The sequence below is a fragment of the Candidatus Latescibacter sp. IFSED24 genome, assembly GCF_058273205.1.
In genome coordinates, this window is record NZ_CM177850.1 from 3458749 (window position 1) to 3473850 (window position 15102).

At 68.2% G+C, this 15102-nt stretch carries 9 protein-coding genes; 1 reads left to right on the top strand and 8 read right to left on the bottom strand.

Annotation, left to right across the window (positions count from 1 at the left end; all coding sequences use genetic code 11):
* Nucleotides 1-50: 50 nt before the first annotated feature.
* The 5 genes from IFSED24_RS14070 to IFSED24_RS14090 all read right to left on the bottom strand — a co-directional run bounded on the left by IFSED24_RS14070 (nucleotide 51) and on the right by IFSED24_RS14090 (nucleotide 10928).
* Nucleotides 51-1811, bottom strand: a complete 1761-nt coding sequence (locus IFSED24_RS14070; RefSeq protein ID WP_491332107.1) for a hybrid sensor histidine kinase/response regulator — start codon at nucleotides 1809-1811, stop codon at nucleotides 51-53.
* The gene (locus tag IFSED24_RS14075; protein ID WP_491332108.1) at nucleotides 1808-4768 is read right to left on the bottom strand and encodes a chemotaxis protein CheB; all 2961 of its coding nucleotides are present in this window, start codon (nucleotides 4766-4768) and stop codon (nucleotides 1808-1810) included. The genes IFSED24_RS14070 and IFSED24_RS14075 overlap by 4 nt, the downstream gene beginning before the upstream one ends.
* 171 nt (nucleotides 4769-4939) lie before the next feature.
* Nucleotides 4940-8722 (bottom strand): S8 family serine peptidase, encoded by a 3783-nt coding sequence (locus IFSED24_RS14080; RefSeq protein ID WP_491332109.1) that lies wholly within the window; start codon nucleotides 8720-8722, stop codon nucleotides 4940-4942.
* 98 nt (nucleotides 8723-8820) lie between these two features.
* Nucleotides 8821-10197, bottom strand: a complete 1377-nt coding sequence (locus tag IFSED24_RS14085) for a T9SS type A sorting domain-containing protein (RefSeq protein ID WP_491332110.1) — start codon at nucleotides 10195-10197, stop codon at nucleotides 8821-8823.
* A gap of 221 nt (nucleotides 10198-10418) precedes the next feature.
* Nucleotides 10419-10928 carry a hypothetical protein gene (locus IFSED24_RS14090; RefSeq protein WP_491332111.1) on the bottom strand — a complete coding sequence of 170 codons (510 nt, stop codon included), beginning with the start codon at nucleotides 10926-10928 and terminating at the stop codon, nucleotides 10419-10421.
* 174 nt (nucleotides 10929-11102) lie between these two features.
* Here IFSED24_RS14090 and IFSED24_RS14095 point away from each other — a divergent pair, with 174 nt between their 5' ends.
* On the top strand, nucleotides 11103-11600 hold the full coding sequence (locus IFSED24_RS14095; protein ID WP_491332112.1) for a P-loop NTPase family protein: 498 nt from the start codon (nucleotides 11103-11105) through the stop codon (nucleotides 11598-11600).
* Nucleotides 11601-11647: 47 nt separating this feature from the next.
* Here IFSED24_RS14095 and IFSED24_RS14100 read toward each other — a convergent pair whose 3' ends face one another.
* The 3 genes from IFSED24_RS14100 to IFSED24_RS14110 all read right to left on the bottom strand — a co-directional run bounded on the left by IFSED24_RS14100 (nucleotide 11648) and on the right by IFSED24_RS14110 (nucleotide 15098).
* Nucleotides 11648-12055, bottom strand: coding sequence for a hypothetical protein (locus IFSED24_RS14100; RefSeq protein ID WP_491332113.1), 408 nt, complete (start codon nucleotides 12053-12055; stop codon nucleotides 11648-11650).
* A 148-nt stretch (nucleotides 12056-12203) separates the two neighbouring features.
* Nucleotides 12204-12989, bottom strand: a complete 786-nt coding sequence (locus IFSED24_RS14105) for an SGNH/GDSL hydrolase family protein (protein WP_491332114.1) — start codon at nucleotides 12987-12989, stop codon at nucleotides 12204-12206.
* A gap of 84 nt (nucleotides 12990-13073) precedes the next feature.
* Entirely contained in the window at nucleotides 13074-15098 is a 2025-nt protein-coding gene (locus IFSED24_RS14110; protein ID WP_491332115.1) for a hypothetical protein, read from the bottom strand.
* Nucleotides 15099-15102 lie beyond the last annotated feature (4 nt).

Here is a 15102-nt window from a genome sequence, read left to right on the forward strand (position 1 = left end):
GGATACCACATGGCGTGTGCGAGATGGGGGTCGGGTGTTCGACGCCGCGCTCAGTCGGCCAGCAACGGCCGCATGATATCCTGCAAGTCGCGCAACCGGAACGGCTTGAGGACCACGGCGTCTGGTTGTTCGCCGTTGCTGCCGCTGACGAGGTCGTGCTCGTGGTATCCGGTGACGAACACCACCCGGCACGTGGGATCCTCCCGGCGCAGCGCGGCGAGAACCTCGAACCCGTCCATGCCCGGCATCATGAGGTCGAGCAGCACGCAGGCCAGGTCGGCCTTGCGCTCGCGGAAGAGGTCCAGGCCGCTCGGCCCGTCCTCGGCGACGAGGGGGACCAGCCCCATGTTCTGGAGCATGGCGGCGCCGACCTTGCGGATCTGCTCGTCATCGTCGATCAGCAGGACGGGACGCGAGGAGGCCAGCTCGGCCGGATGCTGGTCCGTCACGGACACGACCCGATCCGTTGGCGTCGGCGCGTGCGCGGGCAGGATCACGGTCACCGTGGTGCCCCGTCCCGGCTCGCTGTCCACCAGGGCCGTGCCGCCGTGGCTGCGGATGATCCCCATGACGACCGACATGCCCAGGCCGCGGCCGGTGAACTTGGTCGAGAAGAAGGGGTCGAACATGCGCTCGCGCGTGGCCGGGTCCATGCCGGCGCCCTGGTCGCTGACCTCCAGGTACGGCAGCAATCCGGGTTCGAGGGACGAGGGGACGACGCTAGGCCCCAGCGCTTCCGACGAGAACTCGCGCGTGCCCACCCGGATGCGGACCGTCCCCTTGCCGTCGCCGTACGATTCGCCGGCGTTGCTCACCAGGTTGGCGATCAGCTGACGCAGCTGTCCGCCGTCGCCGTACGCCCAGGCCTCCTGTTCCTGGCGATCGTGCACGAGATCGACGCGGGGATTGACACTCACCCGCAGGATCGCCTCGAGATCGCTCACCAGCGCTCCCAGTTCATGGGAAACCTGCTCCTGGTTGCCGTGCCCGGCGTAGGCCAGCAACTTGCGGCAGACCTCGGCCGCATGGTCCGCCGCCTTCAGGGTCTGCTCGATGTGCTCACGGGCGGCATGGCCGGCTCCGAGTTCCCAGAGCGCCAGGTCGCAATGGCCGACCATGGACATGAGCAGGTTGTTGAAATCATGAGCGATGCCGCCGGCGAAGAGGCCGAAGCTCTTGAGTTTCTGGATGTGGCGGAGCTGCTCCTCCAGCTGCTCCTTCTCGTTCTCCATGCGGCGCATCTCGGTGATGTCGTTGACGCAGACCAGCAGCTCAGCCGGCGCGTTCTTGTCGAGCACCTCGGCGCCAGTCTCGGGATTCGACCGGCGGGCCTCGATGCGGCAGACGCGTACGAGGCCGGGTGCGCCCTGCAGGCGCAGCTCCAGGGCCTTGCCGCGAGGATCGCGGAAGAAGGCCGGGTAGCGGGCGGTCAGCAGTTCGCGTTCCTCCGGATGGACCAGCTCGCGGAACGGCCGCCGGTCCAGCTGACCCATGGCGCGGTCCAGGAGCTCGCAGAAGGTGCGGTTGGCGTGCAGGATCATGCCGTTGGCGTCGAGAGTGACGAAGCCGACCGGCGCCTGGTCGAACAGGTTGACGTGACGGTTGCGGGCGGCCAGCAGCTCGCGCTGCGAGCGCAGGAGTTCCTCGTTCTGCAGCTGGAGCTCGACCTGGTGGACCTGCAGTTCGTGGATCACCCGCGTGGGATCCACCTCGGAGAACTGGCTCGCGGGCTCCTGACGGAGGCGATCCTCGGCGCGCTGGCGGAGTTCCTGTCCGAGAGCATCCTGGTCCTGCCTGTGTTCGTTGTTCATGGACCCCTCCGATTCACGATGTCGGCGCCCGCGAACCCGGTGGCCGCCGCGGCCTGAGCCGAGCTGGCGACCACCGCGGCGAGGCGTCGGTCGTCGATGCAGTAGGCGAACACGTGGCAGCTGCTCTTGCCATCGACACAGCTGCAGTTGCGGTGCATGGGTTCCCCGCTGGCCAGGGACGCCACGAGCGCATCGCGCCAACGTTGCGGCGAGCAGCCCTGGCCGGTGACGATCGTCGAGAGGCGGTGGCCGACCAGGTCGGCACGCGTCAGTCCGGTGACACGCTCGAGGGCCGGATTGATGTCCGTGATAATGAAGTCGGGGTTGCCCTGCACCTGCGAGTCGCCGTGCAGCTCGAAGAGCGCGACGCCGCTGGGAATGCTCGTCAGCAGCAGGCGATAGCTCTCGTCGGTGTCCTCGAGGGCCGTTTCGGCGAGTTTGAGCCGCGTGATGTCCACGAAGGTGACGACCACGCCGGAGACCTCGGTGGTCGAGATGCGGTACGGCAGGACCTGAACCAGGAACCAGGCTCCATCGCGGTTGCGGGCCTCCATCCGTTGCGGTTCGCCACGACGCTGGACCTCCACGATACTCGCCACGAGGTCGAGGTTCTGCAGGCGGTGGGTCACCTCGACCACGGGGCGACCGAGGTCGCCGTCGCGCAGGTTCAAGACGGCGGTCACACCGGGCGTGAAGCGGCGGACATCGAGGTTCTCATCGAGGAAGAGCGTGCCGATCTGGGTGGCGACCAGAAGATTGTCGAGGTCGTTGGTGGTCTCGGTGAGCTCGGCGATCTTCTTCTGGTGCTCGGCGTTGACGGTGAACAGCTCCTCGTTCACCGACTGCAGCTCCTCGTTGGTGCTCTGCAGCTCCTCGTTGCTGGCCATCAATTCCTCGTTGGTGGCCTGCAGTTCCTCGTTCGAGGTCTCGAGCTCCTCGATGGTGGCCTGGAGGTTCTCGCGCGAGAACTGCAGTTCCTGTTCCAGGTCGAGCAAGCGCTGCTGGGTCTCGCGGTCCAGATCGTAGGGAACCACCTCGGATTCTCCGTCGCCGCGGACCGCGGGGGCCGACTCCAGGAACACCGCCACCAAGGGCTCCAGGTTCCGGGCGCTGTGGAGCGGCTTCACCCGGAGCTTGAACACGCGGACATCGTCGTCGAAGCGCAGCCGCAGATTCTTGTACACCACCTCGCGATGGGTTTGCTGGACCCGCTGCAACGCCGTGGAGAGCGGGATGGAGAGATCGGCATGGGCCATCTTGACCACGTCGTTGGTGATCTTGCCGGAGGGCAGGCGGAAAAGGTCGCTCGAATCGCCCAGCGTGTGGAGCACCTCGTTCTGGCCGTTGACGATGAGCGTCGGTGGCAGGTAGTCGCTGGCCGCCTCCTGGATCACCTTCTCGATGAGCCGAGGACGGCTGTCGCTCCGGTCGAGGTCGCGGCGCCAGGCATCGCGGTCGAAGCTGCGGCGAGCGGCGTCGAAGGCGGGCAGCTCGACCCGGGGCGCCATCGTGAGCGAGCGACCGCGCGAGCGATAGATCCGCGCCCCTGGATCGAGCGTCTCCAGATGGCTGTCCAGATCGCCGATGGTCTCGCTGTTGCCCAGCATGAGCAGGCCACCCTCGCGCAACGAAAAGTTGAACTTCTCGAGCACCTTGCGCTGCAGGACGGGCTGGAGGTAGATGAGCAGATTGCGGCAGCTCACCAGGTCGATCTTGGTGAACGGCGGATCCTTGATCAGGTTGTGGCGGGCGAAGACCACCATCTCGCGCAGGCGGCGGCTGACCTTGAAACCGTCGCCCTCGCGCACGAAATAGCGCGAGAGGAGCTCACCGGACAGGTCGGCCGCGCAGCTCTCGGGGAAGAGGCCGTTGGCGGCGGTGTAGAGCGCCTCGCCGTCCACGTCGGTGGCGAAGATCTTGACCCGCTGCGGCCGGCCGGTCTCGCGTTCGATCTCCTTGACCAGGATGGCAAGCGTGTAGGCCTCCTCGCCGGTGGAGCACCCGGCCACCCAGAAACGGAGTTCGGATCCCGCCGCCTCGGCCAGCAACTGCGGCAGGTACTCGTCGAGCGCGGCATAGGCCTCGGGATTGCGGAAGAAGTTGGTCACGCCGATGAGCAGGTCGCGATAGAGGTCGTCCACCTCGCGGGGCACGCTCTCGAGGAACCGGGCGTAATCTTCGGGGTCATCGATCTGGTTGATGGTCATGCGCCGCTGCATCCGGCGGATGATCGTGGTCGGCTTGTAATAGGTGAAATCGAGCTTCTTCCGCTCGCGCAGCAGCGACAGGATCCTCGGTAGCCAGCCGTCCTCCTCCGAGATCGACGGCGGGGGTTGCCGCCGCGTGGTGTAGGGATGCTTGGCGTACTTTCCGATCGTCGAGGCCATGTCCGCCGGGGGCAGCACGAAGTCGGCGATACCCGTGGAGATGGCGCTGTTGGGCATGCCGTCGAACTTGGCCGTTTCCGGCGCCTGCACCATGACCAGCCCACCCGCCTCCTTGATGGCGCGGATGCCGTGCATGCCGTCGCTGCCCGTGCCCGAGAGGATGATGCCGATGGCCCGGTCCTCCTGATCTTCGGCGAGCGAGCGCATGAAGATGTCGATGGGCAGGTTGATGCCGTGTCCAGGTTCCTGGTTCTGGAGCAGGAGCGTACCGTGGAAGATGGTCAGATTGGACTTGGGCGGAATCAGGTAGATGGTGTTCGCCTCGACGGTGAGATTGTTCTCGGCGCGGCGCACCGCCATCCGGGTGCGTTTGCTGAGGAGCTCCACCATGAGGCTCTTGTAATCCGGCGACAGGTGCTGGATGACGATGAACGCCATGCCGGAATCCGGCGGGAACCTGGCGAAGAGGCTCTCGATGGCCTCGAGGCCACCCGCCGAGGCGCCGACCCCGACGAAATGGGTCGGTCGGTCCCGTGACGATTCCTGGCTGGGCGAATCAGGCTGGATCATACGCAATCCTCCGCGTCACGTGGTTGGTCCGTAAAAACTACTAAAATAGTATAGATTGGCAACGGGCTGGTTCTCGTGGTCCAGAATCAGCTGATCGCGGAGTGCAGGAGGGTGGCGAGGCGCCGGCGCGCGCTCCGTGAACGGGAACGCGCACCGGCCAGGTCGGGCAGGTCAGCGGACCAGCGTCAGCTTGTGCCGCTGGAGGACCCCGTCGGCGCGCAGCCGACAGACGTAGACCCCGCTCGGTAGACCGCGGCCGTCGGTGTCGCGTCCGTCCCAGGTCACGGCATGACGGCCGGCCGGCCAGTCGCCGGCTGCCAGCTGGCGCACCCGGCGCCCTCGCAGGTCGAACACATCCAGCGCCACCGGTCCCCCGCGACGCAGCTCGAAGACCACCTCGGTCTGCGGGTTGAACGGGTTGGGGATGTTGCCCACCAGGCGGGTGGCCGCCGGCAGACTTTCCGGTGCGGCGAGGATGTTCTCCGGCGCGACCAGCAGGTTCAGGCCCCAGGCGTGGAAGGTGCCGATGGCGCCGAACTGATGGTCGGAGACGTGCAGGGTCCAGTCGCCGGCCACGTCCTCGCCGTTCAGATCGGTCAGGGCTCCGGGACCGTCGACGATGAGCGTGCCGGGCCAGTTGCCCGCGAGATTGTCGGCGATCCCGCCCGACCGGTTGTGCAGGGTGATCACGGTGCCTTCGGGACTGGTGAGCGTGACCACGAGATTGCCGATGGATGGGTGCGAGATGAGGATGTCCACCGAGATCTGGACCAGCGTGCCCACCTCGCCGATCTCGATGGTGCTGGCGACACCCTCGGGGTCGTTGTCGGGAATGCCGACATCGGGAGTGGCCTGGACATGGACCTCCACCACGGGCAGCAGCACGAGGTCGATGCCAGTGACCGCGTCGTCGGGGCCGAGTTCCACGGTGCGCGACGCCGGCCCGTAGCCCTCGCGGGTGGCGGTGACCGTGTAGGTGCTGCCGTGCAGGCCGACGATGAGATACTGGCCGTCGGGTCCGGTGACCACGCTCTGGCCGCCGCAGCTCACGGTGACGCCCGAGGCGTCCTCGTCGTCCGCCAGCTGGATGGTGCCGGCGATGGACGCATTGCCCGGGGCCTGGCGGCTGATGAGATAGGCCAGGGAATTCTCGAGCAGCGGTCGGGCCTCGGCGTCCTCGAGTTTGCTGACGTCGAACGTCAGGTAGACGATCTGACCGCCCTCGGGACCCGTATCGTCGTCGTGGATGAGGCCGCCGCCCACCGAGGCGTTGTACAGCGAGCGCAGGATCATCACCCCGTCTGCCGCCGGCAGCATGGTGTCGCTGGCCCCGTAGTCGTAGGGATTGTCCGAGAAATCGGGCGTGATGATTTCGGGCAGCAGGTTGGGGCGGATCAGGAAGTAGTGGTCCTCGTAGCCGGTCTGGGGCAGCAGGGTTCCGAAGAAATCGCCCCACCAATCGGCGCTGTGCAACACGCTCGCCGCGAATTCTGGATAGTGGTTGCTGTAGAAGCAGACCTCGCCCACGGCGCCGCCCTCGATCAGGATGCGCCCGCCGCCGGCGGCCCAGTCGATGAGCGTGCTGCGCAAGAGCGGCAGGCCGATGGGGAAGCTGTTGTTGGCGCAGTAGATGAACAGGACGTCCCAGCCCTGAACCGCCGCGACGGTGACCTCGTCGGGCTCCATGACGCCGACCTCGTAACCGAAACCGGTCAGCCACTGGACCATGTCGCCGATGGCGCGCTCGCCCGCGGGCTGTGCCACGGCGGGGGCGCCCGCCGGGGCGCGGAAGACCGAGTCGTCGATGATGAGCACCCGCGCCAGCGCATCGAGCACGCGCACCTCGTGCGGGCCGCTGACGGTGGTGTTGGGGATGGTGGCCAGGTCGGCGGCGGTCACCGTGTACTCGACCACGTCGCCCACGGCCATGGATTCCGGCAAGAGGGGAAAGTCCAGCCGCCAGGTGTCGCCGTCCAGGACGAACGGCACGGGGCCCTCCTCGGGACCGCCGTTGAGGGTGTAGCGCAGGGTGACCGAGTCCACGCCCTGGTTGTCGTCGGCCTGGGCCCAGAGCGACGGCGGCCAAGTGGTGGGGGTCTGGTCGGTGGCGGGGCCGTGCCGCAGGGAGGGCGGAACCACGTCGCTGCCCACCACGAAGGCGTAGCTGCTGCTCGGCGCGCCGTGGGGCAGGGTCACGGTGATGCCGAGGGTGTCGCGGGCCTCGAGGTAGTACTCCACCAATCCGCCCGTGGGCTGGCCGGGAATGTCGGCGGCGTACTCGTCGCCGCCCGCCGGGGTCAGGGGCACCTGGATCCAGGCGCCACCGTCCACGCGGTAATGGACGAGAAGGCCGGCGGGGTCGAGCGGGAAGCGGTCGGTGATGCTGGCCTGGACGGTGTAGGGCCCGACGAGGTCCTCGGTGTCGGCCAGCGGCGTGTGGACGATGGCCGGCCCCCAGTACCGCGCGGCGGCCAGCGCGTCGATCAGGCCCCAGCCGTAGTCGTTGTCAGGTGAGCCGGCGCGATCGGCGGTCTCGCGCAGCGCCTCGCGGACCTCGATGGGCGTGAGCGACGGTACGCGCTCCAGGAGCAGGGCGGCGACGCCCGCGGCCAGTGGCGCGGCGAAGCTGGTGCCGCTGACGGTCTGGTAGTTGAGGTCGTCGTAGTAGTTGACCACGAAGTTGTTCACGCCCTGCGCCACGAGGTCGGGCTTGATACGGCCGTCGTAGGTGGGGCCGGGCGAGCTGAAGTCGGCGAGCACGCCGCCGAGGTCCACCGCGCCCAGCGCCACCACGCTGTCGCCGTCGGCCGGGGTGGTGATGTGGGGCCAGTCCTCGTTCTGGCGCTCGTTGCCGGCGCTGGTGTAGACGCAGATGCCCAGCTCCACCGCGCGGTCGGCGGCAATGGTGATCAGGGCGGTGTCGCCGTCGAGGTCGCTGTACTCGTACCAGTAGTAGTAGCCGAGGCTGGTGGAGATGATGTCGGCGCCCAGGCCCTCGACCCACTCGGCCGCCGCCACCCAGTTGTCCTCCTCGACGGGCGTCTCGTCGCTGATGTCCTCGGTCTTGGCCAGGATCACCGAGGCGCCGAAGGCCGGCCCGACGAGATCGCCGGGCAGGAAGCCCATGATGGCGGAGAGGACGTGGGTGCCGTGGCGGTCCTGGTACTGGGGGTCGCCCGGCTCGTTCTCCACGATGCCGTCGTCGTTGACGAAGTCCCACTGATCGACCACGTCGACGTGCTGCAGCGCGGGGTGGGCGCGCTTGAAGCCGGCGTCGAGCAGCGCGATCAGGACGCCCTCGCCCGTGAGGCCCATCTCGTGCACCGGCGGCACGTTGATCTGCTCGAGGCCGGCGGTGGAGCCGCCGTACTCGAGGGTCCAGCGGTCCGCGGTCTCCGCGGCCGCCTCGCGCAGGCGTTCGGCCAGGTCCTCGTCGGCGCGGGTGAGCTCGGGCTCGGTGCGGCGGAAACGGGCCACCAGCTCGAGTTCCTGGACATGAGGCAGGCGGGCCAGCGCCTCGATCTGGGCCGGCGTGGCCGCCACGCTGACGGCGTTGAACCAGCGCGATTGGTGGCGCTGGCGGGCGCCGGTGTCGATCACGCCGGCGAGATGGTCCGGACGGAGCGGCAGATCGCGAGCGTCGACGAGCGCCTGGCCAGGCGCCCGCATCTTGGCGCGGCGCTGCCGGGCCCGCGCGTTCAGATCGGACTCGGCCGCGGCGAGGGCGGCGGTCAGCTCGTCACCCGCGAGATCCCGGTCGGTGAAGAAGACCCAGACCGCCAGGGTGCCGTCGGCCCGCCAGGCGTCGGCGGTCTCGTCGGCCAGGGCGCGGAGCAGCCGCGGGCCGAGAGGGGCGGTCTGATCGGGGTCGGCGACCCGAATCTGGGCTGAGGCGGGCACGGCCAGGAGAGCGGCCAGGACCGCCGCGATCAGAAGAACGTTCATTGCTTTCATGGCGTGGGCCTCCAGGGATGGCGAGGGGATTCGCCGCGGGGGCGCGAGGGGATCCCGCCCGCGGCGGGATCCCCTTCGAAGAGCACGTGGCCGGTGAGCTAGCGCACGAGCATCATCTTGTCGGAACGCACACCGTCGGCCGACTCGAGGCGGAGCAGGTACGTGCCCGAGGGCACCGACTGGCCGAGCGCGTTGGTGCCGGACCAGCGGACCGCGTGGTCGCCGGCCGAGAACTGGCGGTCGGCCAGCTCGGTCACCAGGCGGCCGGTCATGTCGAAGACCGCCAGGCGCACGTGCTGCGCCCGCGCCAGGCTGAACTTCACGTTGGTCTGCGGGTTGAACGGGTTGGGATAGGCCCCGTCCAGGCGCACGCTCACGCTGGGCGCCGCGTCGGGATCAGCGATCTCACCGTTGTCCACGGACACGCCGCCCGACAGGCGGACGATGTACACGCCGTAGGGCGGGAAGTTTTCGGGATCGGTGTAGGCGCCGGCGATGATCTGGCCGTCGGCCGAGATGGCGGCGCCGCTGTAGATGCCGTACTCCTCCCAGCCGGTCACGCCCTGCGCGGTGAAGTAGTCGGCCAGCGGCATCATGCCGTCCTCGACGGTCCAGATGAAGCCGCGCGGCGTGCTGAAGAACGGGTTGCCACTGAAGCCCACGACCTCGCCGAGGTCGGAGATGTCGGTGGCGATGGCGCCGTAGGGCTCGTCGCCCGGCAGGGTGCCCAGGGCCACCGCGCCGTTGGTGGCGTCCCAGTACATGGCGCCCTGGTCGAGCTGGCCGCAGACCATGGCCCCGTCGGTGCTGGCGGCGTAGCACTCGCCGGCAGCATCCTCGCCCGCGATGAGCTGCGGGCCCTCGATGTCGTCGGTCCAGATGGCCGGACGGCGATAGCCGGCCGAGGGATGCTCATCGAAGCCCACGGTGACCATGCCGTTGGACGAGATTCCGGTAGCGCGGCTGCTGTTGCCCGAGCTGCCCAGGTTCACCGCGCCGACGCCCATGGTCCACTTGAAGGCCCGGGCGTCGCAGCCGATCCAGGCCAGGCCCACGCCCACGGTGCCGTCGTAGTTGAGGGCGTAGGCAGTGCTGAAGTCGGAGCCGCAGGGCGCGCCCTCGGGGATGGGATCCATGAACTGCCACAGGTCGGTGGCGTTCCAGTAGCCCGCGGCGTTGAGCCCGTCGGGGTTCTGGAAGGTCACGGCCAGGCTCAGGCCGTCGCCCGAGCAGGCACCACCGCTCGCGCCGACCGACCCGTCGTCGAGCCAGACCACGCCGTCGGTCTCGGTCCAGTAGAAGACCCCGTTGAAGCCGGAGCCGCTCATGGTCAGGCCGTCATCCGACAGGTAGACGAAGGGCGGGAAGAAGGAGTTGGGCAGATCCTCGATGATGGTGAAGGTCTGGGCCAGGGCCAGCGGGCAGAGGAGGATGGTGAGGGCGGCGAAGGAAAGGATTGGTAGCAATTTTCTCATGGAACACGGACCTCCGGCTCGGTCGCCGTCGCAGGCGAGAGGCGACGGGACCAGTGGGGGGGCATTCCGGGGGAAGAGCACCCTAGCATTCCCGGGAGGGTGAGGTCAATAGGACCAAAGCCGTATTAAGGTCATACATATCTGTATTCTAAGGATTCAAGACGAGGGCGGCCCGGCCGGCCGCCCTCATGAAGCTCTCGGGATGTCGGAAATCGCCGGGCCTAGTCGAACAGGGCCTTGACCTCGCTCCAGGTGGGCACATCGGCCGAGACCGCGTCGTCGTAGGTGATCTCGACCCGCCACTCGGTCAGCACGCCCTGGGCGTCCACGGAGAGGTCCTGGCAGATGATGCTCCAGATGCCGTCGGCCCCCTCGCCGATCCACTGGGTCATGTCCTCGTGGGGCGTGAAGTCGGTGGGGTACCAGCCGGCGGGGTCGGTGGCGGGCTCGCCGCCCTCGCCGATGAAGAACAGCTCGACGCGGGTGTCGTAAGCCGACTCGACCCAGATCCGCAGGTCGCTCGACCAGTCGGTGATGTCGACCGCGATGTAGACGCGGATGTCGGCGATGTAGTGGTTGAGGTCGATCTCCATGTCGGACTGGACGGGACCCGAGGCGTCGGGAATGACCATGTTGGGCGTCTGGGTGAACGTCATGGTCTGGAGCTCGGCCTGGGCGACGCCGGCGACCAGCAGCAGGGCCAGGGTGGTCAGAGCGATGGCTTTGCGCATGGTGTTCTCCTTGATTCTTCGCCGTTCCGGGGCGAATGATGGGCTTCAGGACACTTGCGGATCTCTTTGATTATATCATGTCGAGATCAAATTTCGAGTCCGTGTGATCAAAAATATGGAAAGATTCTGGACACATTCGCCACGGTCGACGGGCGAGTTCGCGGGAGGACGCCGGTGCAGAGAATCGTCATCTTCGGCAACTCGGGCTCGGGCAAGACCACGCTGGCGCGGCGGCGGGCGGCGGCGCTGGGGTGTCCGCATCTGGATCTGGATACGGTGGCCTGGGCGGCCGATTGCGCCGAGCCGACGCGGCGGGACCTGACCGACAGCCAGCAAGATATCGCCGGGTTCCTGGAATCGAATCCGAGCTGGGTCATCGAGGGCTGCTACGCCGATCTGCTGGAGCTGGTGATCCCCCACGTCACGGAACTGGTCTTCCTCAATCCCGGGCGGGAGATCTGCCAGGCCAACTGCCGGAACCGGCCCTGGGAGCCGCACAAGTACGCGACTCCCGAAGAGCAGAACGCCAACCTGGAGATGCTGCTCGCGTGGGTGGCGGCGTATGAGACGCGGGAGGACGAGTTCTCGTTGCGGGCGCATCGACGAATCTTCGACGGCTTCGACGGAGCGAAGCGAGAGATCACCGCCAACGGTGGCGATCATCTTCCCTAGCTGAATCCGACCGCCTTTTACGCCGCCGTGCGTCGTCGCTGATCGGATCAGCCCAGGAACGACAGCTTCTCGGTGATGGCATTCAGCGGCGACCCAATGACATCGGCCACCCCGGGCGTAGCCAGGACCTGGCCGGCCAGGGACTGCAGGCTGGGCAGGGCGTCGCGGGCGATGTTGGTGAGCTGCTGCCTGGCCTCGGGGTCGAGCTGCGACGCCTGCTGCACGATGCTGTCGAGACCCTCGTTCACCGAATCGAACGTCGGGAGCGCCTCCTCGGCGGTGCCGACATCCGAGATCCCCGACAGCGCGCTGGTGGCCTGGCCGATCAGTCCGGTGAGCTGCTGGCCGAGATCGAGGCCGCCCGTGCTCACGCCCTTGCCCGTGGAACCGCATCCCGTGGCGAGCAGGGCCACCAGGGCCACGCCGGCCAGCAACTTCGCTTCATGCCTCATCACGATAACGTCCTCCTGTGGAACCGGGATCCGCTGCGAACCGGACGCATCAGGACCGCCATCTCCGGTCCGTCCCAGCATCCGCCGACCACGGCAATCTAGCTGCATCGGCCAGAATCGCCGCCGGCGGGATCCAGCGGAAGCCTCGCGCTCACGATCCGGGAGCGGCGATCCGCGCGGCCACCCCCTGCAGGTAGCGCGCCGCATGCTCGGGAACCCCGCCGTGGTAAGGCAACGCGGCGGGCAGGTCGCCCTGCAGCGTCCGGCAGATGACGCAGGCCATGAGGTAGGAGCCGAGCACGCTGGGATGGACGTGGTCGTCGGCGAAGAGCGGCAGCTCGGGGTGCTCGCTGCGCGACAGGCGCCAGGCCGCCCCCACCGGGGCCACCGTCAGCTCGAGCCGCGCGGCCAGGCCGGCCGTGTTCCGCTCGATAGCGGCCTGCAGGGCCAGGTAGTCCTCCCCGCGACCGGGCACCCAGAGGAGCCCGTCGTCGAAGCCCCACGGCTCGACGTAGATCGGCTCGGCGCCGCGGTCCCGCGCCGCCTGCGCCAGTCCGGCCAGCGCCGGCGCCAGCGGATGCCGGCCCAGACGCGGCATGATCAGGTGGTGGCTGTCGGGAAAGGCCGCGGTCATGCCGGCCCCCTGCAGGACCACGAAGTCCCACGGGCGGGCGGCGATGGCGTCGCGGACATCCTGGTCGGCGGCCAGCTCGTCGAGCAGGCGTCCGGGCTTGAGCACGCGCCCCACATGGACGCGGCGGCCGGCGGCGGTGAGCAGGCGCTCGCAGTCGGTGGGCGCGTCGTGCCAGGCGAGGTGGCTGCTGCCGACGAAGAGGATCTGCAGGGTGGCGCGCGGTGTCGGGGACGGGGTCGGCGCGCAGGCGGCGAACAGGGCCGTGCCCAGGGCCAACGCCAGCCATCCGCGTATCCATCGCATCGCCACCGTCCTCGGCTGGAGTCGTCGTCGGACCTCTCCACCTCAAGATAACGGTGCCGCGGTCCCGCCTGTCCAGTCCCCTCGTCAGTGCCCGGTGGAATCCTGCGGCGGCGACTCCGCCGTCAGGTCGGGCCAGGAGACGGTGTAGGTGCCCGGCGCTTCGCCCGCCTCGATCTCGCCCGTGGCGGACATGGTCCCGTCGAAGTACAGCGGGACGTTGACCGGGATCCAGTCGGGCACGGGCTCGGCCTCGGGATCGTACTTGTCGGTCTTGAGCACGAAGGCCTCGGCGCTGAACAGGCCCTGGCACCGCAGCGAGCCCTCGACGGGCTTGAGGGTCACCACGCCGAAATAGCGACGGTCGCCCTCGACGGTCATGGGCACGGTGCCCATGTTGGCCTCCTCCGGATACTCGTAGATGTAGTGGCTGTCCTCGAAACGGCCGGAGAACGTGTACTCGCAATCGGCATCCAGGCCGAACATGGTGCTGGTCCAGCCGTACTCGGGCAACGGCGGCAGGTCGGGCATGGGCCGCTCGTCCACGATCTCGGCGCGCCACACGGCGCGGGCGGTCAGTTGCACGTCCGGGCCGATGCTCGTCGCGCCGGTGACGGTGAGGTCGCCGGACCACTCGCTGAGCGGGTGGGCGTTGCTGGGGTGTCCGTCCACCACCACCATCACGTAGCCGTGGTGCGGCTGCTTGAATTCCACCACGATCTGGTCGTCCTCCCAGGTCTTGACCGTGAGCTCGTCGCAGCCGTCGGGCTGGATCTGCGGGCTCGAGCAGCAGTGGACCGTGCCGCGACGCGAGCCGAAGTCGCCCAGGAGCTTGAGGGTCTGGTCGTCGTTCTCGCCGTCCACCTGGACGAGGAGCTGGCTGATGGACGGCCGCAGCGTGAGCTCGTACTCGTCGTCGGTGAGGTTCTTGTAGAGGAGCACGGCGCCGTGGCCGCCGTCGGGGTCGATGTGCCAGCCCCGGATCTGCAGCGAGATGTAGGTGTCCTGGAAGGTGAACGGGCGGATGGGTGGCGTCTTTGGTTCGACCCCGTGCAGGCCCGACGGGATGGCGCCCAGCATGTGGGTCAGCAGGAAGTTCTCCACCTTGACGGCGTGGGCGTTGTTCACCGACTCGGTCCAGCCCACGTAGGTGCCCACGTTCTTGCCCTCGAGCGTGCGCAGGAGCGGCGGGGTGTTGTCCCACTGGCCCGGCTTGGCCGACTCGCAGTTGTCGACGAAGACCAGCGAGTGGTCGGGGAAGTCGCCCGAGTACTTGTCGATGAACCGGTTGGTGACCGCGTAGTGGGTCTTGTCGATGACGAAGGGGTTCTCGTACCACTCGATATAGATGCGGCGCTCGAGCAGCACGGACACGTCGCGGAAGTCGCCGGTGGCGATGAGCTGCAGGTCGCGCCCGGTGCTGCGCCACTCGGTGGTTGTCATCTGGAAGTAGTCGATGCCGCCCCATTCGAAGGCCCCGCCGTGGACCCCGAAGTGGACCAGGCCGTAGATGCCGAGGTTGCGGAAATCGTCCACGTCAAAGTCGCGATGGATGCTGGTCTGGTAGCCGTAGAGGCGGGCGACCTGGACGAGGGTGGGGTCGTCGGTGTGGAACGCGGGCAGGTCGAAGAACACGGCCTGCCTGCTGGCCGGCAGGTGCTCCTCGACCTCGGGTCGGGAGTCCGGCGCGACCGCGGCCTTCTCGGCCAGGGCGGTGGTGTCGAGGCGGACCACGGGCATGATCAGCAGCATGCCGTTGGTGAACTGGGCCAGGAGATAGGGGTCGGCGCCCTCGCGGATCCGGCACTCGGCAGAGGCCACGCAGTCGTGCGCCGCCAGGTCCGCGGCGCCGGCGGTGAGGGCGTCGACCAGGGACTGGTTCTGGAGGTAGTCGGTCAGATTGGCGGCCACCTCGTCCACGGCCGCGCTGGTCTCGGCGAAGAGAGGGTCGTCGTCGCCGGGAGGATCGCCGGGATCGCCGCCGGGATCACCGGGGTCCGCAGGATCGGTGGGGCCATCGGAACCGCTGCAGGCCACCAGGACGGCCAGGCAGCCCAGGGCGACGAGGAGGAGAATGCGGAGGAAACGGTGCTTCGTGCTGGACGCGGCCATGATC